We start from the raw sequence: 23,279 nt of genomic DNA on the forward strand, positions 1-23,279 counted from the left end.
CAACAGGTCGTAACACCAGTGCCCTCAGTTTTGAAAGTTGCTCCTTTGTGGAAGCACCGCTGACTTGGAGCGAATAGTCAGCGACGTAAGATTTATTTTAAGACTCTTTTTCAACTTGGGTGTAGCTTAACTCCATTGGAGTGCTACGGCCGAAAATCTTAACGATAACATTAAGCTTCTTGCGTTCTTCGAACACTTCGCTTACGTTACCAGAAAAACCGCTAAAGGCACCGTCAACTACTTTCACTAATTCTCCTACTACAAAAGGAGTCTCCAATGATGCAGCCTCTTCCTCAGTCTCATCAACTATACCGAGAATGCGGTTAACCTCCGATAAACGAAGAGGTACAGGCTTAGTATTAGTAGTCTTCCCTTCCTTGTCGCTCAAGAAACCTATTACACCTGGAGTACTGGTGATGATATGGTCTACTTCACCGTGAGAAAGGTCGGCGTGTATTAAAATGTAACCAGGAAAGAAATTACGTTCGCGTACGCGCTTTTTGCCGTTACGCATTTCATATACTTTCTCGGCTGGAATCAGTACCTGAGGTACTAACTCCGAAAGGCCATGACGTCCAATCTCAGTTTCGAGATACTGTTTGGCCTTCTTTTCTTGTCCACTAACTGAGCGGACAACATACCACTTCAACTCTCCCATCTTAGATGCTGGTTAACGGAATGAGTTGTAAAATGCCTCTAAGCCAGTTTTGAAAATGATATCCATCAAACCAACTACTGCAGCGAATACAAGAGAGCCAATAAGTACCAAACCGGCACTTTTCTGCAGTTCTTCGAAGGAAGGCCACGTTACTTTGTAACGCATCTCCTCAGTCGTTTCGCGGAAATAATTCGTTAGCTTACTCATGTCTGGCGCCGTTTAGGCTATTACTGCTTCGACCTTAAAGGTCATTTCTTGCACGGGCGGAGAGATTCGAACTCCCATCAAAGGTTTTGGAGACCTCTATTCTACCCTTGAACTACGCCCGTAAAAAATGCACTCATCGAGACTTAGCCTCAATTGGGAGTGCAAATGTAAGGTAAAGTCTAAACAAAACAAATCCGCCCCCGAAAATTCGGAGGCGGATAGTTCTGATAGTTAGACTAATCGAGGATTTCAGTTACCTGACCAGCACCTACTGTACGGCCACCTTCGCGAATAGCGAAACGGAGACCTTTCTCCATTGCCACCTTGTTGATCAGTTCAACTTGGATGGTAATGTTGTCACCTGGCATTACCATTTCTACACCTTCTGGCAAAGTGATGATACCAGTTACGTCAGTGGTACGCAGATAAAACTGAGGGCGATAGTTGTTAAAGAATGGCGTGTGACGGCCGCCTTCTTCTTTCGACAACACGTACACCTCAGCCTTGAACTTCTGGTGAGGAGTTACCGAACCTGGCTTGCAGATAACCATGCCACGACGGATATCATCTTTTTCAATACCACGGAGCAGCAAACCTACGTTGTCGCCAGCTTCGCCACGGTCAAGAATCTTACGGAACATTTCCACACCGGTAACAACCGACTTGAGGCCTTGCTTGGCGCCCATGCCTAGGATGTCAACAGCTTCGCCCGAGTTGATTACACCGCGCTCAATACGACCAGTGGCAACTGTACCACGACCGGTAATTGAGAACACGTCCTCAACAGGCATCAAGAAAGGAAGGTCAGTCAGACGAGCAGGAATTGGAATGTAGCTGTCAACAGCATCCATCAACTCCTCAATCTTTGGAACCCATTTAGCGTCACCATTCAGGCCACCCAAAGCAGAGCCTTGAATAACGGGAATGTTATCGCCGTCAAAGTCATAAAAAGAGAGCAGCTCGCGGATTTCCATCTCAACGAGTTCGAGCAACTCAGGGTCATCTACCATGTCCACTTTGTTCATGAACACGACTAACTGAGGAACACCTACCTGACGAGCTAGGAGGATATGCTCACGCGTTTGTGGCATTGGACCGTCAGTAGCAGCTACAACAAGGATAGCGCCGTCCATCTGGGCAGCACCTGTTACCATGTTCTTCACGTAGTCAGCGTGACCGGGGCAGTCAACGTGAGCATAGTGACGCTTTTCCGTAGCATATTCTACGTGAGCGGTATTGATGGTGATACCACGCTCTTTTTCTTCGGGAGCATTGTCGATCGAAGAGAAGTCACGCTTAGCGGCCAAACCTTTGTTCGCCAGTACCGTGGTGATAGCAGCGGTCAGGGTGGTTTTGCCGTGGTCGACGTGCCCGATCGTACCGATGTTCACGTGCGGTTTGGAACGATCAAAATTTTCTTTAGCCATTGTAAAGAGATTAAGAGGAATTTTGTGGTGAAGAGGGGAAAAACGCGACTCGGCTATACTGCAAGAAAGCGAAACGCAGCTCCGCTAAGTGGGGAAACTGCACGTCGCTTTACCTGACTGACAGATCCAAACGGTGCAGTCGCGCTGCCCCGTCGGTACTCGTAATTCAGAGCCATTGATGGGATTTGAACCCATGACCTCTTCCTTACCAAGGAAGTGCTCTACCCCTGAGCTACAACGGCTGATTTTGGGTCTCAAGTCAAGTGAGCACTGAACACCAACTAAAACAAGTTTAGTTCGTGACCATTGTGCAAAATATCTCGCTTTGAGCGGGAGACGAGGTTCGAACTCGCGACCTACAGCTTGGAAGGCTGTCGCTCTACCAACTGAGCTACTCCCGCATTTATTCTTAATTTCGTAAACCATTGATTATCAATGAGTTACGAAATTAAGAATGCTTGTGGGGGGAGAAGGATTCGAACCTTCGAAAGCTTACGCTAACAGAGTTACAGTCTGTCCCATTTGGCCGCTCTGGAACCCCCCCGCTTTGTTTTTTGGCCGTTTGCCAAAAGAATTTCCTTTAATCACTGTCCCCAAATAAGTGGGTGGGTGGCGAAAGGAGTTGCAAAATTAAGGGGTTTCTAATGCAAGTCAAGCTCACAATCAAAAAGGTTCTAACATTTTTTGGCTCTTCACAGCCTCACAACAGGTTAAAGCCTCTTAATCAGCAGCTTTGCTATTAAACCCTACCAAGTATTTGTTTATAAAAAAGACATTTAACAGCCCACTTATTGTAGAAGGCTATAGATTGAAGTCAATCGTTGGTCTTTTTCCTTCGCTTTGATGTCTTGCAACGTGGCTTTCAGAGTTGGAGTGCTCGCAGTTAGCAAGCTAAGACCTTTGTAAGCACCAAGCCGTGCCTCGTAACGCGGATGGGTACGGGCTAGTGTTTCGAGCCGCTGAATTCCTTTCTCGCGCTCGATAGGAGGCATTCGTAACATTAAGGTGCCAAAGTTTTGCAGGTATGTGTATAGATCATCCTCACTTACGTCATTCACACGCCGGATAAACCAATCATATTGATCCGCAGTACCATTCAGGCTGTAATAATTTGATAGTGCTACTAAAAGGGTGGGATTACTAGTCGTTTGTAACGCACTTATCCGCTCTCTTGAAGCGACCGTTGGCGCTTTTGCAAGTGCATCGATAGCTGAGCCGAGAACTAAATAAGAGCTGTCGTTTAAGGCTGCAGTGTATGCACTGCCAAAGTCTTCGTTTTGAAACGAAGAGAGAGTAGTTAAAGCAGTAGCCCGGACTTGGCTCTTTTTGTCTTCAACAGCCAAGCGCTGGATGTCTTTCCGAACGGCATTGCCTTCCGGGCCTTTATACCTGCGCAGAGACTGAAGGGCAGCTTGGCGCACTCCCCAGAACTCGTCCGCCAACGCATTACGCATCATACTGCTGACAGCCAAATCCGCTATCTTGTTGTGTAACAGATTAATAGCCTCATACTTCTGCAGGTAGTTACGGGCATGGTAATATTGATAAAGCAGTTCCTCCTGAGTACGTTCTTCTTCAACCTCGGCTAACAATTGCGCCTCTGCATCAAACTTCACCAAGTTGGGGCGTTGAGTTGCAGCAATAGAAAAAGTCTGGTCTGCTTTCGTGACCAGTATTCGGTGTTCGGTGGGCTGATTGTTAACCCACATGGTAACCGTAATTGGCAGACGGTAGATCGGCGAAAAGGTAGAGTCTTGTATTTGCTTCACTCGCAAGGCCACTTGGCCGTTGGTGTACGAATGCGTGATGCGCAACTCTGGATGCCCTCGTTTCAGAAACCACTGATCGAAGAACCACATCAGATCCTCCCCCGTCACATCCTCAAAGGCCATGCGGAGTTCGGCAATTTCTCCAGCCGAAAATTTGTTTTGGGTTAGGTAACGGTTCAGGGCAGTGAAGAATGCCTCGTCGCCGACGTATTTGCGCAACATGTGCAGGACGCGGCCACCCTTCTGGTAGGAATGCGCGTCGAACATGTCCTCACGGTCGGTGTACTGGTAGCGCACAAGTGGCTCCCGCTTGCTTTGTGCCTCATCGAGATACTGCCCTAGCTTTTGCTGCTGAATGAAAGCTGCAGCATCTGGGCCGTACTTGTGTTCCGCCCATAAGTATTCGGAATAGTCGGCGAAAGCTTCGTTAAGAGGCAGGTTCGACCACGATTCGCTGGTTACATAATCGCCGAACCAATGGTGAAACAGCTCGTGCGCAATCACATCATCGGCGTTCCGGTCCAAGAGTTGGCGCCGATCCAGCTGAGTTTCCTCCTGCCTGATCGTAACCGCCGTTGTGTTCTCCATGGCACCTGACACGAAATCGTAGACGGCCACTTGAGCATACTTCTCCCACGGAAAATCAACTCCCAGTTTCTTGGAGAAAAACTCCATCATTTCCGGCGTACGACCAAAAACCTCTTTGGCAGTACTTTGAAACCTGGGTGACACATAATACTCCACGGGTTTGCCACGCCACGTGTCGCTGATCACGGCAAAATCTCCTACTGCCATCATGGTCAGGTAGGGTGCGGCCGGCAGCGTTTGTTTCCAGATATCGGTACGCGTACCGTCGGAGTTCTTTTTGGAGGAGATCAGCAAGCCGTTTGACAGCGTTTTGAATTGCGCATCGACCGTCATGGCAATCTCCTGCGTCATGCGCTGATTGGGCTTGTCAATAGTCGGAAACCAAGCGGCGTTAGCTTCAGTCTCGCCTTGCGTCCAGAGTTGCTTGGGTTTTTTCTTATCCGTTCCCAGCGGATTAATGAAATACAGACCCTTATCAGACGTGATGGCCGCGCTTCCGCTTGTCTGAAGCTCATTTGGCTTGGCTACGTAGGTAATGCGCACTTGGTACGGCTCAGTACGGGTGTACTGCCGATCGAGCGTAATGGACAGCTTGCGCTTGTCGTAAGTGTAAGTCAGGTTTTTTTCTTTGTTGCCGGTCAGGACACGAACGCTTTTCACGTCAAAGCCCCGGGCATCCAGCACCAACTGATTCTGTGGGTAGAAATGCGGGCGAGCCGTGATAGTAGCCGTCCCGAAAAGCCACTGCTTAGCCCAGTCGAAGCGAACGTCGAGCTTGGTATCCAGCAAATCAGTTACAATAGTTGCGCTGGGCTGTGTTGGCGCGGTAGGCGGCAGCCACGAAGGCACTATGACGGACGCGGTGGCAGGCTCAGAAACCGGAGGAGTGGCAGTAAGCGTTTTCTTATGAGTGGGCTTATCTGGCGTTTTTTTTCCGGACTTAACGGCTTGGGCGGGAGCCGCTAAATGACACGTAAGGACCAGGCTAAGAATGCCGAGGACCGAATATTTCATGCGAGAGAACAATAAGGGAAAGTGGCCTCAAGTTCCGAAATTATTTCAGATTTGGGCTATCTTTAAGCCCTTTTCCGCCCCACCCCGCCTTCCTTTTACATGCTACAAGTTCGCACCGGCCCCGATCAAACGTGGGAAGTAGAATACAATGCCAAGGCCCCAATTACCGTTAATGGGCAACCTTTTGCTTGGGATATAGTTGCCGTGGCCGACGGGCACTACCACATTCTTTATGAGGGGCGGTCGTATTCTGCTGAGCTAATCAGTGCCGACTACGCAGCGAAAACCCTATCGCTAAAACTCAATGGCCGCGTGGTGGAAATTGAGGCGAAAGATCGCTTCGATTTGCTGCTGGACAAACTAGGCATGAGCAACGCAACGGCGCACAAAGTCAATGAGTTGAAAGCTCCAATGCCGGGCCTGATCGTAGACATTCGCGTACAAGCCGGACAAGAAGTACAGAAGGGTGACCCGTTGCTGGTGCTGGAGGCAATGAAAATGGAGAATATCCTGAAGGCTCCCAGCGACGGCGTAGTAACCTCTATTAAGGTCGGTCTCCGCGACAACGTCAACAAAGGCCAAGTGCTGGTGCAGTTCAGCTAGCTTATCACCTGAGATACTTTATAAGTATTTAATAATCAATCACTTACAAATAAGTCTGTTTCGTAAGTGTTTCACGCCTAAACCAACTTTGTTTTGAAGTACACCCGAATCCTGCTGAAACTGAGTGGCGAAGCCTTAATGGGCCAACAGCAATACGGCATCGATGCCGTTCGGCTCATGCAATATGCCGAAGAAATCAAGGCCGTAGCGGCTACTGGCACACAGATCGCCGTTGTGATCGGCGGCGGCAACATATTCCGTGGCGTACAGGCAGAAGCCTTTGGCCTTGACCGGGTGCAAGGCGATTATATGGGTATGCTGGCCACCGTTATCAACTCGATGGCCTTACAAAGCGCTCTTGAAAAGCTAGGCGTTCAGACGCGGCTGCTTTCGGGCGTCACCATTCAGCGTGTCTGCGAGCCTTACATTCGGCGGCGCGCGCTACGGCACTTGGAAAAGGGCCGCGTAGTGATTTTCGGCGCCGGCATCGGGTCGCCTTATTTCACTACCGACTCGGCTGCTTCGCTACGGGCTATTGAGATCGAGGCTGATGTGGTGCTGAAGGGCACTCGGGTCGATGGCATTTATACCGCCGATCCGGAGAAGGATCCTTCGGCAGTGCGTTACCCACAGATCACATTCGATGAGGTGATGGAGAAAAACCTCAACGTGATGGATATGACGGCATTTACGCTGTGCAAAGAGAATAATTTGCCCATTATTGTGTTCGACATGAATAAGACGGGCAACCTGCAGCGCCTGATCGATGGCGAAACGGTAGGTACTCTGGTTACCATGAATGGCACTGCCTCGCACTCGCTCGACCCTAAACACGGCGGCTTAACCCCAGCCGTAACGCCTGCACCAGAGCAAGCCTAACCTCTTGGCTGCAAGTCAGTTAATATCAATACCCTGATTACCAGACTGATACACTCCTGTCAACATTTGCTTTTATAATTCAACCTTTCAAAAATGGACGAAGAAATCCAGTTTTACCTGAGCGAAGCCGAAGAGTCGATGGGTAAATCCCTGCAACACACTAGCTTAGAACTGAGCCGCATCCGGGCAGGCAAAGCTTCCCCGGCGATGCTCGACTCCCTTCGGGTAGACTATTATGGCACTCCTACTCCTATCAGCCAAGTAGCGAACGTTTCGACTCCCGACGCCCGCACGCTGTTCATCAAGCCTTGGGAGAAGAACATCATTGCGGAAGTAGTTAAGGCCATCAAGAACAGTGACTTGGGCCTAAACCCACAGTCCGACGCTGAAGGTGTACGCCTGAATATTCCGCCCATGACCGAGGAGCGCCGGCGCGATCTAGTAAAGCAAGTCAAAAACGAGTCGGAAAGCGGTAAAGTCCGCATCCGTGGCATTCGCAAAGACGTCAACGATGCGTTGCGCAAGCTTCTGAAAGAAGGCGCCGCCGAAGACGCCGTAAAAGACGCCGAAGCCAAGGTGCAAAAAGCTACGGACAGCTACATCAGCAAGATCGACGATCTGATGAGCAAGAAAGAAAGCGAAATCATGACTATCTGATTGATAATCAATAGTTTATATACAAATCAAAAGCCCTTCCAAGTTAAACTTGGAAGGGCTTTTGATTTGTAACGATATTATGTACGCCAATAACCTTGGCTTAGAATACGCGCTTCTACTGCGTCGGGCACTAAATAGCGGATAGATTTACCTTTTTGCACACATTCCCGAATGAAAGTGGCAGAAATATCAAGCAGCGGGGCATCGACCACCCATGTGTTAGCCCGGGTTTCGACGGTGGTAATGTCCACACCTGGCCGCGGGTACACATATACTGCGTAGTCGGCCAAAATACGTCCGGCTTCTTTCCAGCGTGTCAGGCCAGGCAGGTTGTCCTCACCCATCAACAACACAAACTGGTGTTCGGGATAACGGCGACGCAACGCGTCAAGCGTATCGATGGTGTAGCTGGGTTTAGGCATCCGAAACTCGATGTCCAGAGCTTCTAGCCTGTTATTGCCACTAATGGCCAACTGCACCAGTGCCAGACGCTCTTCCTCAGGCAACATCTCCTGCCCGATCTTAAACGGACTTTGCGGGGAAACAACCAGCCATACCGCATCCAAATCGGTGTGCGTGGCCATAAAATTGGCCAGTATGAGATGGCCGGTATGAATAGGATTGAATGAGCCGAACAACAGCCCCACTTTCAGACCAGCACTCACAGAATCGCCGATTCGCCGGTAATAAAGTCGCGTACCAGCTTTTCAGCCTGCGCGGTGGCGTGGTCCAGATCGTCGTTGACGAGAATGGTATCGAACCGGTCCTCAAAAGTCAGCTCGAACTTGGCCTTGTACAGGCGCCCGGAGATGCTGGCGTCGGAGTCGGTGGCGCGGGCACGCAGGCGGCTTTCGAGTACTTCCAAGGAAGGTGGTTTTACAAAAACGGCTAAAGCCCGGTCCTTGTAAAACTCCTTAATGCTCAGACCGCCCTTCACATCAACGTCCAGAATGGCGTGTTTTCCGCTTTCCCAGATGCGCTCAATCTCAGATTTTAGAGTACCGTAGAAGTTGCCAGCATATACCTCTTCCCATTCCACGAACTCATCGTGGCGAATTTTCTCCTGAAATTCTTCGATGGAAATGAAGTAGTAGTCTTTGCCGTTGGCTTCCGTGCGGCCGCGCTTGTCGCGCGTACAAGCTGAAATTGAAAAACTTAGCTCTGGAATCCTTTCCAGCAGCCGGTGGACTATAGTAGTCTTACCGGCGCCGGAAGGAGCCGAAAAAACGATAATTTTACCCTGCATGGGGTAAAATTAGGCCATTTCTGTCTGAACTCGTGCAAGGATATTTTGAGACAGCGATTCTGGAGCGCCTTTGCGCCCGATCCGTTGATTGATGAAATCAACGAAAACCCGCTGCTTATCAAGGCTATCGAAGCAAGGCGAGCAGTCCTCGGCATGGTTGACGAAGTATTCCTCGTCTTCCAAGGTTGGGTCCTGACCTACGATAATTTGATCGAGAATTGTATTCACGCGTTCACAGTCGGGGCCGTTTGTATCGACCGCCTGCTGGTTGGTTGTAGTAGATGTAGGTTTCATAACAGTGCCCGAGTTGGTAAGAGGTTATTTATTGGTCGTTATCGTCGTCTGATGAATCTTCGTCGTCGGTATCGCCGCCGTAGCCCATCGATTTAGCGTACTTGTCTAATTTTTCCTTCAGGAAATTGCGAGCCCGGTGCAAACGTGATCGCACCGTTCCGATAGGGATGTCCAGCACTTTTGCCATTTCCTCATAGGTGAACCCTTCCAGGTCGCAGAGGATAATGACCGTGCGAAAATCCACTGGCAGCGAATTGAGCGCGCTGGCCACCTCGTCGCCGATGAGGTCGCGCACCGATTGCTGCCGCATGTCCGACGAGGTGCCACCCGCGTCGGCGTCAGACTCAACGTCCTCCGAATTGTAGTACCCTTCAATTTCGCTGTAGTCGACCTTGGCGGGTTGTTTACTCTTCTTTCGGAAGTCGTTAATGAACGAGTTTTTCAGGATGCGGAACAGCCACGCTTTCGCGTTGGTTCCCGGTTCGAAGTACTCAAAGAACCGATAGGCTTTCAAATAGGTCTCCTGCACGAGGTCGTTGGCGTCGTCCTCGTCAAGGGTCAGGCGATAGGCAAAGTTGTACAAAGAGTCCAGTACAGGCATCAGTTCGGCTTGGAACCGCCGGTCTTTCTCTTCTTTGCTCAACTTCGGAACTCGTTCGGGAGAGTCGCTCATGGACGCTTAAATATTTCGGCTGAAGATTAAAAAAAATGCGCAGCCTTTAAACAAATGTACTGAATATACCAAGTTGCTTACGGAAGGTTTACGGTGGAGTAGCCGGAACGCTCCGTGGCTACTACGAGAAACCCGTACAGAAATACGAAGAGATTGAAGCCAATCTGCATTTCCAGCAACGAGTCGACAAGCATGCCGGCCCCCAGAATAAGCAAGAAATGGTACACGTACGGGTTACGCCGCTGTGTGGGTTGCGCCAACGGCCCAAGCAATACCAGCAGCCACACAAAAAGCCCTGGTAATCCGCTCGCTACCAAGTAGTGCAAGTACTGATTATGAATCATGACCCAATTGAGGGGCAATAGGCCGTAACTGTGCCGGCGGTACTGCGCCATCATGGCATCTTGTGCATCGGCTGGTCCCACACCCACCAACAGGTGCTGGCGCGCTACGGCGCGGGCCGTATGCCACGCGGCCAAGCGTTTGGAGAGGGAAAAGTTGTTGATGTCCTCGCCGTTGTAGAAGTGGTCGATGTCGTAGCGCGTAGCAATAGCCCGGTCGCGCACCGACGGCAGGAAGCGATAAGAAGCGAAAGGCACCGCGACAAACAACCCTAACGCCAGTATACCCAAGGTAAACTGCCGCGCAAACAGAATACGCAACACATTGACAAACAATGCGATATAAAACAGCATCAGTCCCGTGCGATACGCTAGCATATGCAGCGTGACGACGCTCACGGCCGCAGCCAGCCATAGCAGCCAGCGCAGTAGCTGCGCGGCATACTTGCTACGGCTGAGCAGCAAACCAAAAAAGGCCGACAGCACCAGCATGATCCCGAAGTGAATGTGGAAAATCCCGGTGATCGCGGGCTGACTTTTGCCCACCATGTAAAAGTGCTGGTCGGTGGGCGGATGCACGATGTAGTCTAGCAAAGTGGCCGCGGCCACCATCCCAACGCCCAAAACAAAGCTACAGCCGACCCCAAACCGTTGCCGGTTCGTCAAGGGCACTGCCAAACAAAACGCCAGCGGCACCCCAATAAAAGGCAGCTGCCGAAAGACCTGATGTCGCCATTCAGGCCAATTGTCAGTGTATAAAGCACTTATTAATAGCAGTATATAAAGCAGTGCCATTCGGCCGGCAGCACCATTGTGTAGCCACCGGGGCAACTCGCGGCGCACACGCGGATTGGCAAGCACTGCCAGCACGCCCATAACAGGGCTTAGGGCTACCAACGCCCGCGACGCCAGCAGTCCTACTACACCTGCCACGCAGGCAAGCAGCAGCAATTGCTGTGAAAGCATCCCTTGCCGGTATATCTGTTGCCATCGGTTTGCCAAGAATGCTCTCATAGATGGCAAAGGATAGCCAAAAACTTCAAAAATAACCTACGGCTCTACCGGCAGTTGTTGCCAAGCTAAGATTCTTTCCAGTGCTTGCACAGGCGAAATGGCCTTGATGCAAGTGCACGCGGCGGACTGCTCACGGCAATCGGAGCAATCGGGACGATCGAATACCAGATATTCGGCATACGGGCCCAGCGGGGCCCACCTCCCTGGGTGCGTCGGGCGCATGGGTGGGTAAATACCCAATGCGTGGCGGCCGAGGGCAGCCGCCAAGTGCAATGGCCCAGTGCTAGCAGCTACCAGCCCATCGGCAGCATGGATAAAAGCCAGAAGCTGCGGCAGCATCAGAAGTCCGGTAAGGTCGCCGGCCAGTACGGCGGCGTACTCCGCTAACCACGGGCGCAACTCCTCGCCTTCAGCTGCGGTACCCGTCACGAACACCCGATGTCCGGCTTGGTACAAGAGCTTAGCCAAGGCCCCAAAGTGGTTTAGGCCCCATTCGCGGGCGCTGCCCCTGGAGCGCGGATGCAGAATCACGTTGAGCTGACTTTCCGTACGATTGGCAAGCACCTGTTGCCACTGAGGAGCCAGCGGCTCTGTTGGTTGCAGCCGAACCAGTTCGGCTACTTGTGCCAAAGGCATTTCCGCTGGCAGCCCAAGCGGCTGAAGCAGCTTCAAGTTTAGCTGCGCCTCGTGCAGGGGCGAATGCCGTCGGCTCAGGCTTACCAATCGGTTGCAGGTAAGCCAGTGAAACCAGCGATTGCGCGTGGCAATGCGCACCGGAATCTTGGCTTTTTGGGCCAACTGCGCCAGCTTTTTGTTGGGGAAAACATGCAAGATAGCTGTAGCCTGCTGTTGAACTATAGCTGCAACCTTCTCTTTATCAGACAGTTGCAAAAGGCTATCGTAATTCAGAAACGCATCTACCCACGGACAGGCTTCGGCTACGGCTTGGGTATAGGTGCGGCCCACCAGCACCACCCGGCAACCGGGAAATAGTCGCTTAAGCTCTCCGCAAACTGGGAGCGTCAGGACGACATCGCCAATGGCATCGGTGCGGCTTACCAGAAAAGTATTCATGCAAGGAGCCGCGATTTGGTGCGCAGTTTGGCAAATTTCAGAAAAACGCCCCACGCCGAGATGCTGGCAATGCAGAACCCCGCAAACCCATCCAAGAAACCCAACCGCAGAATGTACCCGTGCCCGAATTTCCAGAGCGGCTTCAGTAGCAAGTGAAAAACCGTCACGCGGCGCTTGCCGCGCAAGGCCCATTCTTCTGCCGAGATACTTGTGAAGCGGTTTAGTTGATTGACGTGCTGCTCCACCGAATCATAAGAGTAATGAAGCAAATCGCCATGTAAGTTAGTAACTAATTGATTATCAAATAGTTGGTATTTTTCATGCAACAGGAGGCCTTCCCATCGGCCCAAACGGCGATCGTAGAGGCGCAGCTTCCGGTCGGGGTACCAGCCGCCGTGGCGCACCCAGGTACCACAATAGTTGGTAAGTCGAGCCAAAGAATAACCTGCCGCCTGCCAGTTCTGCTTCACCTCCCGGATCGACCGGCGCAACTCTTCGGTTAGGACTTCGTCGGCGTCGAGTTGGAGCACATAGTCGTGCTGCGCTTGGGCAGTGGCGAAGTTCTTCTGCTGCACATAGCCTTCGAAAGCATGTTGTACCACGCGCACGTTGTAACTGTGGCAAATGGCCACGGTCTGGTCGCTGGAATAGGAGTCGACCACCACTACCTCATCGGCTACATCACCGAGCGCGTCGAGGCAGCGGCCGATGTTGCGTTCTTCGTTGTAGGTGATGATGACGACCGACAGGGAAACGGGCATGCGGGCAAATATCTGAATTTGAGTGCAGCTTATTGCCTACTTCCGCAATCGAGCTACTTTAGCGTAAGCTGCACCTGCTATATGCTGTCTTAAGAATTCTCCTCAAGCCATGTATTTGCTTTTTGCCTATTCCTAAACTTTACTAATTCATGCTTACTGTTCAAGAGCCGGAAAGCCGGCAAGAGTATGGCACTGCCAAAGGGTGGCGTCTCTTCATTTACATTTTTGTTCCGCCCCTCATTCTGTTGTTTCTGGCTGTGCCAATCATAATGTGGGGCAAAAACGACGCGCAGCTAGGGTTCCAAATTGGATTGTCGGCTCTGATGCTAGGTTTTGCGGGTTTCCTAGTTTACGGATTGCTCGAAACCATTAAGGCTAAACATATTATTACCAGTGACAAGCTGATTTATGAAGGCATTTTGCGGCGCAAAGAGTTGTCACTAGCCCGTATCAAAGGGTACCGCATTGACCAGAACTATACACACATTCTGCCGCTGAGTTTCGCTGATCCAAAAATCAGGATTGGGTATACTAGTGAAAACTATCAGGAGCTACAAAATTGGCTTTCAAACCGTTATCCTGATTTGGACGTGCTTGAAAAAGAACAAGATACGGCCAAGCTTCTAGAAAACGACGATCTGGGGAGAACCCCCGAAGAACGGGAAGCAAGGTTAACAAACGCGCTCCGAACGGCCAAATATTTGAATATAGCTGGCGGCGCGGTGGCGGGTTGGCTGCTAGTGTACCCGCAGCCCTACAAATGGGCCATACCAATTGGGCTAGTGTTGCCACTGCTAGCGACGATAGCTCTTTGGCTTCATCAAGGAGTGATCCGGCTCGATGAGAAAAGGAACAGCGCTTACCCCTCTTTGGCTATTGCGATTCTGGGACCAAGTTCTTCCCTGTTGCTACGCGCCCTTTTGGACTTTGAGATTTTGGACTATGCTCCCTTATGGCCCCAGGCAGCAACTATAGCAGCGGGAGCTTCTTTGGCTTTGTTTGCTGGTAGCCGCGAGTTTATCTGGCACAACGATTCGCGCACAGGCCTGCTGTTTTCCATAGTCATTTATTCGGCGCTTTACGGCTTTGCTGCCACTACAATTTACAACTGCGTTTTCGACGAAGGTGAGGGCACTCGCTACGAGGCTCAGGTGCTAAGCAAGCATCGTACGTCTGGTAAACACACCACTTACTATCTGCACGTCAGCCCGTGGGGGCCGCGCTCAACTGCCGAAGATGTAACGGTTTCGCACGATTACTATGGCGAAGTACAACCCAGCGATACCATACAGATCCACGCTGGGTCAGGACAGCTGCATATTCCCTGGTTCATGGTTTTGGAATAGCACACGTACAAAAAAGCCTTCCTTGTTGTCAAGGAAGGCTTTTTTGTACGTGTGCTATTCAGGCTTAGTAGCGGTACAAATCCGATTTGAATGGGCCTTGCACGTCTACGCCAATGTAAGAGGCCTGCTTCGACTTCAACTCGTCGAGCTCAACGCCAATTTTGGCGAGGTGCAAACGCGCAACCTTTTCGTCGAGGTGCTTAGGCAAGGTGTATACCTTGTTTTCGTACTGGTCGGCGTGCTGCCACAGCTCTAGCTGCGCTAGCGTCTGGTTCGTGAACGAGTTCGACATTACGAACGAAGGGTGGCCAGTGGCGCAGCCCAAGTTTACCAAACGGCCCTCAGCCAAAATGATAACTTCTTTGCCGTCAATGTTATACAGGTCTACCTGTGGTTTAACGGTATCTTTGGTGTGGCCGTAGTTACCATTGAGCCAAGCCATGTCTATTTCATCGTCGAAGTGGCCGATGTTGCAAACGATGGCTTTGTCTTTCAGCGCACGGAAGTGCTCTTCGGTGATGATATCGCAGTTGCCGGTAGCCGTTACTACAATGTCAGCTTCCTTGATAGCATTCGACATCTTTTTGACTGCGTAACCGTCCATGGCAGCCTGCAGAGCGCAAATAGGGTCAATTTCTGTCACAATCACGCGAGCGCCAGCGCCACGCAGCGAAGCTGCGGTGCCTTTCCCTACGTCACCGTAACCGGCTACCACGGCAATTTTGCCAGCCATCATCACATCCGTAGCACGACGGATAGCGTCTACAGCCGACTCTTTGCAACCGTATTTGTTATCAAACTTCGACTTCGTCACCGAGTCGTTGATGTTGAAAGCAGGCATAGGCAGCGTGCCGTTCTTCACCCGGTCGAGCAGGCGCAGTACGCCGGTCGTAGTTTCCTCCGAAATGCCTTTGATGCCAGCGGCCAATTCCGGGAAGTGGTTCAGCACCATGTTGGTCAGGTCGCCGCCGTCATCCAGAATCATGTTCAGTGGCTGACGATCTTCGCCGAAATACAGCGTTTGCTCGATGCACCAGTTAAACTCTTCCTCGTTCATTCCCTTCCAGGCATATACCGGAATGCCCGCAGCCGCGATGGCCGCAGCGGCGTGGTCCTGAGTCGAGAAGATGTTGCACGATGACCACGTAACGTCGGCGCCCAAAGCAATGAGCGTCTCAATCAGAACAGCGGTTTGAATCGTCATGTGCAGGCAACCTGCAATACGAGCGCCTTTGAGTGGCTGCGAAGGGCCAAACTCTTCACGCAGAGCCATTAGGCCGGGCATCTCAGCCTCCGCCAAACGAATTTCTTTGCGGCCCCATTCGGCCAGCGCGATGTCTTTTACTTTGTAGGGAACGTAGGTCGTCTCAACCATGATACACAGAATGTTTGCGATTCAACCGCAAAGGTAACCAATTTGTTAGCGATTATTTCCTGATATCCTGCTAAAGCCCTCATGGGCAATATTTTGTCTTAAGCGAGCGTCTTAAGCAAGCACTAAAGGCTATTTAAACGCCACAGAGAACGCATAGCTCTGTTGCGTTGTTAAGGGGCCTTGTAAAGTTTGTTTCGACAGTACGCATTGTACTGTCGGGCAGGATGTTACTTTTGTACTTATGCCCGATCTCATCTCTCCTATTGCATTGCGTTTTCAACGCACTCTTGGTCTTATTTGCCTGTTTTTTTTGGCAGCTTTTGTCGCGCAAGCACAGCAACCCCTTCGTCAGTCTGTAGTAATTCGGCTGAGTCCGGAAGACCAGGACCGGGGCCAGAACGGCGTGCAGAACAACTTCTTCTTCACCACCGGATCTGGCTCTGATTATCAGAACGCGGGGTTTTTCGGTCAGCGGTTACGGCCTTACCTGGCCGATGATCAGGAGGCAATTGCTAACCTGGACCACTACCGCCGGCAGAAATGGATGTACTTAGGCGAGCGTGCTTTGTTTGTAAGCTCAGTGGCCTTGTACGGCCAGCAAGTATTGGCTGGCGACAAGCAGCAATATTTTAACAATACCCAGAAAGCCGCCATCGGCATAGCTGCCGTAAGCTTGCTTTCGAACGTATTTATTACCCGCAATACCAACCAGCATATGCAGCGGGCCGTGCAAGCGCACAACGGTAATCTGCCCTCGGCACGCCGGGCTATGTTGCAGCGCTTGGCTCCGACAGGTGTTGGGTTAGGGGCTGCTTCCACGGGCCAGCCTCAGCTAGCTTTGCGCTGGAGTTTGCGCTAAATTTCCCTTTTTCTCGTAGGGATACTTCATGGAATATCCGCTTCCTGCAGCGGCCCGGCAATACGTTGCCGAACACCTGCACGACGACCCCGCCCAACTGGCGCTGCAAGCTCGCCGGTACCCGAGCTTGCCGGTACCCGAGTTAGTACGCCAGATTCAGGCCCGGCAAAAGGCACGCGTCAAGCTGCCCGCTTGGGCCGATAACCCTGACCTGATCTTTCCACCGGCACTGTCCGTTGAGCAGGCGTCCTCGGCCCGCACGGCAACTTTCAAAGCTGATTTGGTGGATGGACAGCGCTTGGCTGACCTAACCGGAGGGTTTGGGGTGGATTCGAGTTTCTTTGCCAGCCGCGTCCCCGAGGTTCATTATGTTGAGCGCGACCCCAAACTGGTTGCAGTAGTGCAGTACAACTTAGCCCAGCTGGGCATTGAGAATGTAACCTGCCACGCTGCCGACGCGCTGGCTTTTCTGAAAAGCTCGGACGAAAAGTTTGATTGGCTATACCTCGACCCGGCCCGCCGCAGCAACGCCGACCGCAAGATTTACAAGCTCCAAGACTGTGAGCCCGATGTGGTGCGCCTAATGCCTTTGCTCCTGCACAAAAGTCAGCGCATCCTGCTCAAGACCTCGCCGATGCTTGACATTGAGCAGGCTATTCTGGAGCTAAAACACGTACGGCGCTTGTGGGTAGTGGCGGTTGACAACGAGTGCAAAGAGGTGCTCTACGAACTTGGCCCCGAGCCGGCCGTAGATCCTGAGCGCTTTGCTGTGAACCTATTGCGCAATGGCGACCAACAGGAGTTCCGCCTGAACCGTGCGCGCGAAACCCGCGCTATTGCTCGCTATGCCGAACCGCAGCAATACTTATATGAGCCCAATGTGGCCATCCTGAAAGCGGGTGGCTTTCGCAGCATTGGCACAGCATTCGAGTTTCTTAAGCTTCAGCAAAACAGCCACTTATATACAAGTGACATTTTGCGAACTGATTTTCCGGGCCGCATCTTCCGCATTATTGCGACTGAGCGATACGATGGCGACGCCCTAAAAGCGCATTTGGGGCCAGCCGCTCGGGCGCACGTCACGACGCGCAACTTTCCGGATACGGTCGCGGAGTTTCGGCAGCGCACTGGCATTCGGGAAGGCGGCGAAACGTACCTTTTTGCGACCACCGACCTGCGCGGCCGCCTGATGGTGCTGGTTTGCGAAAAGCTTTAAGCTACGCTTCCATCCGGTTTCGGGGCTTTGTAAAATAGCCTGAAGGCCTCTGTTGATCGCAGAGGCCTTTTTCGTAACCTATTTATAATCAAGCAGTTATAACAATGCTATTTAGCAGGGCTTGTCCATTTGCTACCTAATTCGCGAAAGCGCCAAGGCAGGGCGGCATCAAGACCAGCATAATCAATGCCGACGCGCGGACTGGTGCGGACCATTTCTTCTGGTACCGATTCTCCGTGGTCTTCCAGCCAGATCAGGTTGCCGGTCAGATCGGTGCCGTAGTGTTTGGTAGTAATTCCCAGGGCCTGCGTCAGCAACCCCGGCCCGGCAGTTAGCTTCGACGAAACGCTGGTCAGTCCCCGCCGAAGCAGCATTTCCGGGATGCCTTCCGTGGGTTCGAGGCCCCGAATCAGGACGGCATCGGCTTTGCCGGCTTCGTTGGTAATGATGTTGAACAGCGTGTAGCGTCCGTAAATAAGGTAGGCGTAAGCTACTCCGCCGGCCTCGTACATGATGCTGGTACGCGCCGTGTAGCGCCCCAAGTGCGAATGACAAGCTTGGTCGTTGAGATGGGCGTAGGCCTCCGTTTCTACGATGCGCCCGCCCGTAAGCACACCATTTATATTGGTATACAGATACTTACCTAATAGGTCACGGGCGATCTGTACTACATCGGGGCGCTGGTAGAATTCGCTGGTAAGCTTCACTTGGCAAAAATCGGGGTGGGAAGTTCAGGTTAGGACGGCGGACAACACGGCGGTCATCGCATGCACGTGAAAAGCACAAACGTAAACTGGTGCTTTTGGGTAACTATGGCCTGCAAATTCCGCAGTTGACTAGCAACCCAAATTTGCTGCTTACCTTTGCGGCTGTATAGGTGGCCAGACCCCGATTGTGGGGCGAGGCTGAAAAGGGAATCCCGTGCGAATCGGGAGCTGTCCCCGCAACTGTAAGCTTCAAGAGTAGGTGGGCCATTCCGCTGCCACTGTTTCGTTGATGGTTTTCGCTTGGAAAACCGAAGAAATGGGAAGGCGGCCCATCTGAAGCGAGCCAGGAGACCTGCCTATGCATTTCCCTTATGTTCAGCGCTTTCGGGTGAAAGGCGGAGAATGAATGCAGTTGGCGGCCTGGCCGTCGGTTTTCCTGTTTTCGGCCTCGGCTTCGCAGGGTTTTCGGACCTGAGCGGGGTTCTGAACTGAATTTTCACTGATTGAAAATTTGGTTCGGATGATTAATACGCGTGGATTCGGTCGGTTAGCCCCGGTGAAGCTGCTAGGTGCGCTTGGCGCATTCCTGTGCCTGACGGGAGTCTGCCCCACACAGGCGCAGCACGCCGATCCGATTGCGCCCGATTCAGTAGTCTTGGCCGGCGAGCACGTGTTGCCTGCCGTACGGGTGCAGGCTGTGCCCCTCAGCCGCTTTGCCGTGGGCAGCCGCGTAACCAGCATCGACTCTGCCACGCTTGCTCAATATCGTTCGGGCACCCTCACCGACGTGTTGGCCGCACGCACGCCGCTGTATATCAAGAACTACGGCCCAGGGCAATTATCTTCTATTTCTTTTCGAGGCACTTCGGCGCAGCATACAGCCGTACTCTGGAATGGCTTCAACATCGGCCTGCCGACGCTTGGCCAAACCGATTTTTCGCTGTTGCCCGTGAGCGGCAACGCCCGCGTGGAAGTTCAGCACGGGCCGGCCAGCGCCGCATACGGAACGGCCGCCATTGGCGGGACCGTGTTGCTGTCGTCGCCGGTTGTGTGGGGCGCCGGGCCACGGGCTAGTGTGCAGCTTGATGCTGGCAGCTTTGGCCTGGGCGCGGGCAGCTTGGAGGGCAGCTTCAGCAATCAGAAAATTGCGGTGCGCACATCGGCTACTTACCGGGAAGCGCAAAACGATTTTCCATACTATGCCCGCGAGTTCAGGGGGTTGGTGCGCCACCGCCAGCAAAATGCGGCCATTCGCCAAGGCAGCTTTGCCCAAGATGTTACGCTGCGCTTAGGCCAAGCCAGCGAACTCATGGCCGCGGCTTGGCTCACCGACGCCAACCGCCAGATTCAGCCTGCCATTGGTTCCAGCAACAATCAAGCACGCGAGCATGACCAGAGCCGACGGCTGCTGGCGGGCTATCGGCATGTAGCGAGCCGCCACGAAACGGACGTGCGCGTGGCTTGGTTCGACGATGTGCTCAACTACCAGCAGATCGGGCTGGTCAGCAATTCGCGAGTCCAAACCACTCAGTTGCAGGCCGATCACACGCTCAACTTCGCTGCCAAAGCCAATTTCCGGTTGGGCATCGAAGCCCAACACTTTGCAGCGCAGGTAGATGGCTACCGCGGCCGGAAGACGGAAAATCGGTATTCGGGTTACGCACTATTCCGCTACGACCCGCGCCCAGAAGTACGCCTGACGCTCAATCTGCGCCAAGCAATGGTGCCCAATCGTCGGCCGCCGCTGGCCCCAACAGCAGGCGCCGAATGGAATATATATCACATTGATAATCAATTATTTACAATAAAGACCAGCGCCTCACGCAGTTACCGGGCGCCGACGCTCAACGAGCGCTACTGGCCGACCGGGAACCCTAACATTCTTCCGGAAGACGGCATAGGCTATGAGGGGGGGCTGCGCCATGAGGTGTCGCTAACGCCGCAGCTTGCACTGCACTCCGAGCTTACAGCTTATCGGCAGCTGGTCGACAATTGGGTGGAGTGGCTCAGCGACCCGATCACGGGCGGCAGCACGCCGCATAACGTGCGCAAGGTGCGGGCGCAAGGCCTGGAAGCCAGCACGCAGGCCAAGTGGCATCCGGGCGCTTATGCTCTGTTGGCGCGGGCCAGCTATGCGCTTACGCAGTCGGAGAAGGTGCGGGGCTACGCCGACGACCCCAACCCGATGGGGCAGCAGCTGGCTTACGTGCCTTTGCATTCCGCAGCCTTTACCACAGACCATACGTGGCGGGGCTGGCAACTCACTACGTCACTGACGTTTACGGGCGAGCGCCGCACCTATAGCACCGCAACGACCTTGCCTTCCTATGTACTGCTGAACGCCACCATAGGGCGCACGCTGCATGTGGCCCCCACGTGGTCGCTGACGGCGTTGGCCCAAGGCTACAACCTAACCAACCGCACTTACCAGAACTACGAATTCCGGGCTATGCCACCTTGCTGGGGCTTGCTGAGCGTGCGCGTGGCCTGGCACTAACCTTTCCTTTATCTCCTTTCCTCTTTTCTAGCGTTATGTTCCGCACTCACCGCTTCCCCTCTTTTCTGACGCGCGCCTTTTTGGTTGGCGTTGGCGCATTCACAGTTTTCAGCTGCAACGATACCGACGAAGCCGCAGCGCCGCTTTATAATCTGACCAAAGATGGCAGCAATGTATTCGTGCTCAACGAAGGCGCCTTTGGTACGCCCAACGCCGAGGTAAGCCTGTTCAGTAAAACGTCCCGCACCGTCGTCGACAACCACATTTTCAACACCGTCAACCAACGCGAGTTGGGCGACGTGGCGCAGTCGATGTTGGTGGTGGGCAACCGCGGCTACATCGTGGCCAACAACAGCAAGAAGTTGGAAGTCGTGAATCTGACGACGTTTCAATCGGTGGCGACGGTGACCGGGCTGGAGCAGCCACGCTACGCCGTAGCAGTCAGCGCTGACAAGGCTTACGTGAGCGAATGGGTGAAACGCGGTGAGCAGGGGCGCGTTGCCGTGCTTGATCTGCGCACCAATACCATCACCAAAACCATAGCCGTGGGGCGGCAGCCGGAGCACCTCCTGCTGGCCAACGGCAAAGTGTATGTAAGCAACTCCGACGAAAATACCCTGAGCGTTATCAACCCCGCTACCGACGCCGTGGAGAGCGCCATCAGCGTACAAGATGGTCCCAACGACTTGGTGCAGGACAAAGCAGGCAACGTCTGGGTACTGTGCACCGGCATCACGCGGTACCAGACTTCGGCACCGTACGCGGTCATTTCCTCAACGCCCGGCAACCTGATCAAATTCTCACCTGCCGCCCCAACTGCGCCGACGGTGCTGCCGTTTGCCGGCAGCCCAAGCGGGCTGCACCTAAACGGCGCCGCTGACCAACTCTACTATAGCTACAAAGGCGGCGTGTACCGCTTGAGCACTACGGACGCAGCCTTACCCGCTACCCCTCTCATACGGCGCAGCTTCTACGGCCTCGGCGTCGACCCGCAGGACAACACCATTTACGGCTCGGTGGCGCCTTACACCGCCGCCGGCAAGTTTATTCGCTACCAAGCCAACGGCACCGCCATTGACTCTTTCAACGTCAATCTGCTTCCCAACGGATTTATATTCTATTAAAAGTCAACTGGTTATCATAATCCACTCAAAACACAAAAAGCCCTCCCACAATAATGGGAGGGCTTTTTGTGTTTTAGCCGAGTCAATGCTTAGTCGGCTAGGCCATCGCCGTTGCGATCTTTCCGCTCCGTAGTCTGGTCGTATACTTGCTGACCGGTTTTTACTTTGGTCGTGTCCGCAGCTTTGCCGTTGGTATTCGAATCGTTGCCGCGCGTCTGTTGCGTGTTGTTGTTGACGAATTCTTTGTCGTGGCCGCGTTCTACGTTGGCGCTTCCTTCGGAAGTGCCTGTGCTACAAGAAGATACAGAAAGGCCAGTCACTGCCATCGCGAGTGCCATCAGCCGGGGTAAAAGAGGAGTTTTCATGAGGAAGGGCGTTTTGCAGGGAGAAGGATCATACGGGTATAGTACGTGGTACGGCTGCCAGACGACGTGGTTTTTATCGAATACGACAAAGTCCAGGAACCTAATTTGGCAGGAGCTACGTTCCCGGCTTTTCCGCACCAAATCGACTGCCGTCGGGTGGTCAACCATCATCAGTTGAAAAGTGCTATATTAGACATTCGCTACCTTAGCCCCTGAGCTACCGCCGATTGCGAGAGTAGAGGAAGTCTTATATTTGTTGTTCGCTTTCCGTATATGAGCCTGCTAAACGCCCTTCCTGCTTCTTACCGGCCTTTGCTGCGGCACACGGCTATTTTGGCAGGCACTGGGTTTTTGCTGGCCTTGGTGCTGATCGCGTATCTGTTTGGTGTTCAGGACCACTTTTTTTCGAGGCTGTTCTGGGCGTTTTTCGTATTTTTCTGGCTATTGGCAGTCACTTTTTTAGGCGTGGTGCCCTTTGTTACCTGGGCATCAGGCAGTTGGTTTGGGAAAGGTTGGGTAGAAGCTCCAGCTAAGCCGCTTCGGCGGCCGCGTACGGCGGCTCCTCCTACCGCTCGCAAAAACACT

General features: G+C 52.9%; 22 protein-coding genes, 4 tRNA genes and 1 riboswitch. Of the genes, 8 read left to right on the forward strand and 18 right to left on the reverse strand.

The window, feature by feature from the left end:
- Window positions 1–97: 97 nt before the first annotated feature.
- The 8 genes from nusG to H9I52_RS14440 form a co-directional block, all read right to left on the reverse strand.
- Window positions 98–658 carry a transcription termination/antitermination protein NusG gene (nusG, locus tag H9I52_RS14405; protein ID WP_187454412.1) on the reverse strand — a complete coding sequence of 187 codons (561 nt, stop codon included), beginning with the start codon at window positions 656–658 and terminating at the stop codon, window positions 98–100.
- Window positions 659–670: 12 nt separating this feature from the next.
- Window positions 671–865: a preprotein translocase subunit SecE gene (secE, locus tag H9I52_RS14410; protein WP_139515889.1), complete on the reverse strand. Its 195-nt coding sequence runs from the start codon at window positions 863–865 to the stop codon at window positions 671–673.
- A gap of 51 nt (window positions 866–916) precedes the next feature.
- A tRNA-Trp gene (locus H9I52_RS14415) sits at window positions 917–987 on the reverse strand.
- A 114-nt stretch (window positions 988–1,101) separates the two neighbouring features.
- The gene (gene tuf, locus H9I52_RS14420; protein WP_139515888.1) at window positions 1,102–2,292 is read right to left on the reverse strand and encodes an elongation factor Tu; all 1,191 of its coding nucleotides are present in this window, start codon (window positions 2,290–2,292) and stop codon (window positions 1,102–1,104) included.
- 170 nt (window positions 2,293–2,462) lie between these two features.
- A tRNA-Thr gene (locus H9I52_RS14425) sits at window positions 2,463–2,534 on the reverse strand.
- 86 nt (window positions 2,535–2,620) lie between these two features.
- Window positions 2,621–2,693 (reverse strand) — tRNA-Gly (locus H9I52_RS14430).
- 60 nt (window positions 2,694–2,753) lie between these two features.
- A tRNA-Tyr gene (locus H9I52_RS14435) sits at window positions 2,754–2,836 on the reverse strand.
- A gap of 244 nt (window positions 2,837–3,080) precedes the next feature.
- On the reverse strand, window positions 3,081–5,663 hold the full coding sequence (locus tag H9I52_RS14440; RefSeq protein WP_187454413.1) for a M1 family metallopeptidase: 2,583 nt from the start codon (window positions 5,661–5,663) through the stop codon (window positions 3,081–3,083).
- A gap of 99 nt (window positions 5,664–5,762) precedes the next feature.
- Here H9I52_RS14440 and H9I52_RS14445 point away from each other — a divergent pair, with 99 nt between their 5' ends.
- The 3 genes from H9I52_RS14445 to frr all read left to right on the forward strand — a co-directional run bounded on the left by H9I52_RS14445 (window position 5,763) and on the right by frr (window position 7,802).
- Window positions 5,763–6,266, forward strand: coding sequence for a biotin/lipoyl-containing protein (locus H9I52_RS14445; protein WP_187454414.1), 504 nt, complete (start codon window positions 5,763–5,765; stop codon window positions 6,264–6,266).
- Window positions 6,267–6,359: 93 nt separating this feature from the next.
- Window positions 6,360–7,145 (forward strand): UMP kinase, encoded by a 786-nt coding sequence (gene pyrH, locus H9I52_RS14450; protein WP_139515885.1) that lies wholly within the window; start codon window positions 6,360–6,362, stop codon window positions 7,143–7,145.
- Between the two features lie 93 nt (window positions 7,146–7,238).
- Entirely contained in the window at window positions 7,239–7,802 is a 564-nt protein-coding gene (gene frr, locus H9I52_RS14455; RefSeq protein ID WP_139515884.1) for a ribosome recycling factor, read from the forward strand.
- Between the two features lie 77 nt (window positions 7,803–7,879).
- Here frr and nadD read toward each other — a convergent pair whose 3' ends face one another.
- From nadD to H9I52_RS14490, 7 genes are all read right to left on the reverse strand, one after another.
- Window positions 7,880–8,455, reverse strand: a complete 576-nt coding sequence (nadD, locus tag H9I52_RS14460) for a nicotinate (nicotinamide) nucleotide adenylyltransferase (protein WP_187454804.1) — start codon at window positions 8,453–8,455, stop codon at window positions 7,880–7,882.
- An 8-nt stretch (window positions 8,456–8,463) separates the two neighbouring features.
- Complete coding sequence (gene gmk, locus H9I52_RS14465) at window positions 8,464–9,048, reverse strand: guanylate kinase (RefSeq protein WP_139515883.1); 585 nt, start codon at window positions 9,046–9,048, stop codon at window positions 8,464–8,466.
- Between the two features lie 9 nt (window positions 9,049–9,057).
- Window positions 9,058–9,342 carry a hypothetical protein gene (locus H9I52_RS14470; protein WP_139515882.1) on the reverse strand — a complete coding sequence of 95 codons (285 nt, stop codon included), beginning with the start codon at window positions 9,340–9,342 and terminating at the stop codon, window positions 9,058–9,060.
- Window positions 9,343–9,370: 28 nt separating this feature from the next.
- Window positions 9,371–10,015, reverse strand: a complete 645-nt coding sequence (locus H9I52_RS14475; RefSeq protein ID WP_187454415.1) for a sigma-70 family RNA polymerase sigma factor — start codon at window positions 10,013–10,015, stop codon at window positions 9,371–9,373.
- A 77-nt stretch (window positions 10,016–10,092) separates the two neighbouring features.
- The gene (locus H9I52_RS14480; protein ID WP_187454416.1) at window positions 10,093–11,322 is read right to left on the reverse strand and encodes an O-antigen ligase family protein; all 1,230 of its coding nucleotides are present in this window, start codon (window positions 11,320–11,322) and stop codon (window positions 10,093–10,095) included.
- A gap of 84 nt (window positions 11,323–11,406) precedes the next feature.
- Window positions 11,407–12,444: a glycosyltransferase family 9 protein gene (locus H9I52_RS14485; RefSeq protein WP_187454417.1), complete on the reverse strand. Its 1,038-nt coding sequence runs from the start codon at window positions 12,442–12,444 to the stop codon at window positions 11,407–11,409.
- On the reverse strand, window positions 12,441–13,205 hold the full coding sequence (locus tag H9I52_RS14490) for a glycosyltransferase family 2 protein (protein WP_187454418.1): 765 nt from the start codon (window positions 13,203–13,205) through the stop codon (window positions 12,441–12,443). Before H9I52_RS14490 ends, H9I52_RS14485 begins: the two co-directional genes overlap by 4 nt.
- Before the next feature lie 149 nt (window positions 13,206–13,354).
- Here H9I52_RS14490 and H9I52_RS14495 point away from each other — a divergent pair, with 149 nt between their 5' ends.
- Window positions 13,355–14,551, forward strand: a complete 1,197-nt coding sequence (locus tag H9I52_RS14495; RefSeq protein WP_187454419.1) for a hypothetical protein — start codon at window positions 13,355–13,357, stop codon at window positions 14,549–14,551.
- 64 nt (window positions 14,552–14,615) lie between these two features.
- Here the strand turns inward: H9I52_RS14495 and ahcY are convergent, their stop codons facing one another.
- Window positions 14,616–15,926 (reverse strand): adenosylhomocysteinase, encoded by a 1,311-nt coding sequence (gene ahcY / locus H9I52_RS14500; RefSeq protein WP_187454420.1) that lies wholly within the window; start codon window positions 15,924–15,926, stop codon window positions 14,616–14,618.
- Between the two features lie 310 nt (window positions 15,927–16,236).
- Between ahcY and H9I52_RS14505 the strand changes: the two genes are divergently transcribed.
- The gene (locus tag H9I52_RS14505) at window positions 16,237–16,785 is read left to right on the forward strand and encodes a hypothetical protein (RefSeq protein WP_187454421.1); all 549 of its coding nucleotides are present in this window, start codon (window positions 16,237–16,239) and stop codon (window positions 16,783–16,785) included.
- Between the two features lie 28 nt (window positions 16,786–16,813).
- Window positions 16,814–18,001 (forward strand): THUMP-like domain-containing protein, encoded by a 1,188-nt coding sequence (locus H9I52_RS14510; protein WP_187454422.1) that lies wholly within the window; start codon window positions 16,814–16,816, stop codon window positions 17,999–18,001.
- Window positions 18,002–18,108: 107 nt separating this feature from the next.
- On the opposite strand, the gene H9I52_RS14515 is transcribed toward H9I52_RS14510, so the two are convergent.
- Entirely contained in the window at window positions 18,109–18,708 is a 600-nt protein-coding gene (locus tag H9I52_RS14515) for a DNA-3-methyladenine glycosylase (protein ID WP_187454423.1), read from the reverse strand.
- A 151-nt stretch (window positions 18,709–18,859) separates the two neighbouring features.
- A riboswitch (cobalamin riboswitch) is annotated at window positions 18,860–19,083 on the forward strand.
- A gap of 145 nt (window positions 19,084–19,228) precedes the next feature.
- Here H9I52_RS14515 and H9I52_RS14520 point away from each other — a divergent pair.
- Both H9I52_RS14520 and H9I52_RS14525 read left to right on the forward strand, forming a co-directional pair.
- Window positions 19,229–21,205 carry a TonB-dependent receptor plug domain-containing protein gene (locus H9I52_RS14520; protein ID WP_187454424.1) on the forward strand — a complete coding sequence of 659 codons (1,977 nt, stop codon included), beginning with the start codon at window positions 19,229–19,231 and terminating at the stop codon, window positions 21,203–21,205.
- Window positions 21,206–21,240: 35 nt separating this feature from the next.
- On the forward strand, window positions 21,241–22,329 hold the full coding sequence (locus H9I52_RS14525) for a DUF5074 domain-containing protein (protein ID WP_187454425.1): 1,089 nt from the start codon (window positions 21,241–21,243) through the stop codon (window positions 22,327–22,329).
- A gap of 89 nt (window positions 22,330–22,418) precedes the next feature.
- Here H9I52_RS14525 and H9I52_RS14530 read toward each other — a convergent pair whose 3' ends face one another.
- Window positions 22,419–22,694: a hypothetical protein gene (locus H9I52_RS14530; RefSeq protein WP_187454426.1), complete on the reverse strand. Its 276-nt coding sequence runs from the start codon at window positions 22,692–22,694 to the stop codon at window positions 22,419–22,421.
- Window positions 22,695–23,279 lie beyond the last annotated feature (585 nt).

The sequence above is a fragment of the Hymenobacter sp. BT491 genome (assembly GCF_014349165.1).
GTDB classification, from domain to species: Bacteria; Bacteroidota; Bacteroidia; order Cytophagales; family Hymenobacteraceae; genus Hymenobacter; species Hymenobacter jejuensis.

Coding starts and splice junctions, on each gene's coding strand:
- H9I52_RS14530 (WP_187454426.1), bottom strand. CDS start 22,694: ATGAAAACTCCTCTTTTACCCCGGCTGATGGCACTCGCGATGGCAGTG.
- H9I52_RS14445 (WP_187454414.1), top strand. CDS start 5,763: ATGCTACAAGTTCGCACCGGCCCCGATCAAACGTGGGAAGTAGAATAC.
- frr (WP_139515884.1), top strand. CDS start 7,239: ATGGACGAAGAAATCCAGTTTTACCTGAGCGAAGCCGAAGAGTCGATG.
- secE (WP_139515889.1), bottom strand. CDS start 865: ATGAGTAAGCTAACGAATTATTTCCGCGAAACGACTGAGGAGATGCGT.
- H9I52_RS14475 (WP_187454415.1), bottom strand. CDS start 10,015: ATGAGCGACTCTCCCGAACGAGTTCCGAAGTTGAGCAAAGAAGAGAAA.
- nusG (WP_187454412.1), bottom strand. CDS start 658: ATGGGAGAGTTGAAGTGGTATGTTGTCCGCTCAGTTAGTGGACAAGAA.
- H9I52_RS14495 (WP_187454419.1), top strand. CDS start 13,355: ATGCTTACTGTTCAAGAGCCGGAAAGCCGGCAAGAGTATGGCACTGCC.
- H9I52_RS14470 (WP_139515882.1), bottom strand. CDS start 9,342: ATGAAACCTACATCTACTACAACCAACCAGCAGGCGGTCGATACAAAC.
- H9I52_RS14440 (WP_187454413.1), bottom strand. CDS start 5,663: ATGAAATATTCGGTCCTCGGCATTCTTAGCCTGGTCCTTACGTGTCAT.
- H9I52_RS14490 (WP_187454418.1), bottom strand. CDS start 13,205: ATGCCCGTTTCCCTGTCGGTCGTCATCATCACCTACAACGAAGAACGC.
- H9I52_RS14525 (WP_187454425.1), top strand. CDS start 21,241: ATGTTCCGCACTCACCGCTTCCCCTCTTTTCTGACGCGCGCCTTTTTG.
- gmk (WP_139515883.1), bottom strand. CDS start 9,048: ATGCAGGGTAAAATTATCGTTTTTTCGGCTCCTTCCGGCGCCGGTAAG.
- H9I52_RS14520 (WP_187454424.1), top strand. CDS start 19,229: ATGATTAATACGCGTGGATTCGGTCGGTTAGCCCCGGTGAAGCTGCTA.
- ahcY (WP_187454420.1), bottom strand. CDS start 15,926: ATGGTTGAGACGACCTACGTTCCCTACAAAGTAAAAGACATCGCGCTG.
- H9I52_RS14485 (WP_187454417.1), bottom strand. CDS start 12,444: ATGAATACTTTTCTGGTAAGCCGCACCGATGCCATTGGCGATGTCGTC.
- H9I52_RS14480 (WP_187454416.1), bottom strand. CDS start 11,322: ATGCTTTCACAGCAATTGCTGCTGCTTGCCTGCGTGGCAGGTGTAGTA.
- H9I52_RS14510 (WP_187454422.1), top strand. CDS start 16,814: ATGGAATATCCGCTTCCTGCAGCGGCCCGGCAATACGTTGCCGAACAC.
- tuf (WP_139515888.1), bottom strand. CDS start 2,292: ATGGCTAAAGAAAATTTTGATCGTTCCAAACCGCACGTGAACATCGGT.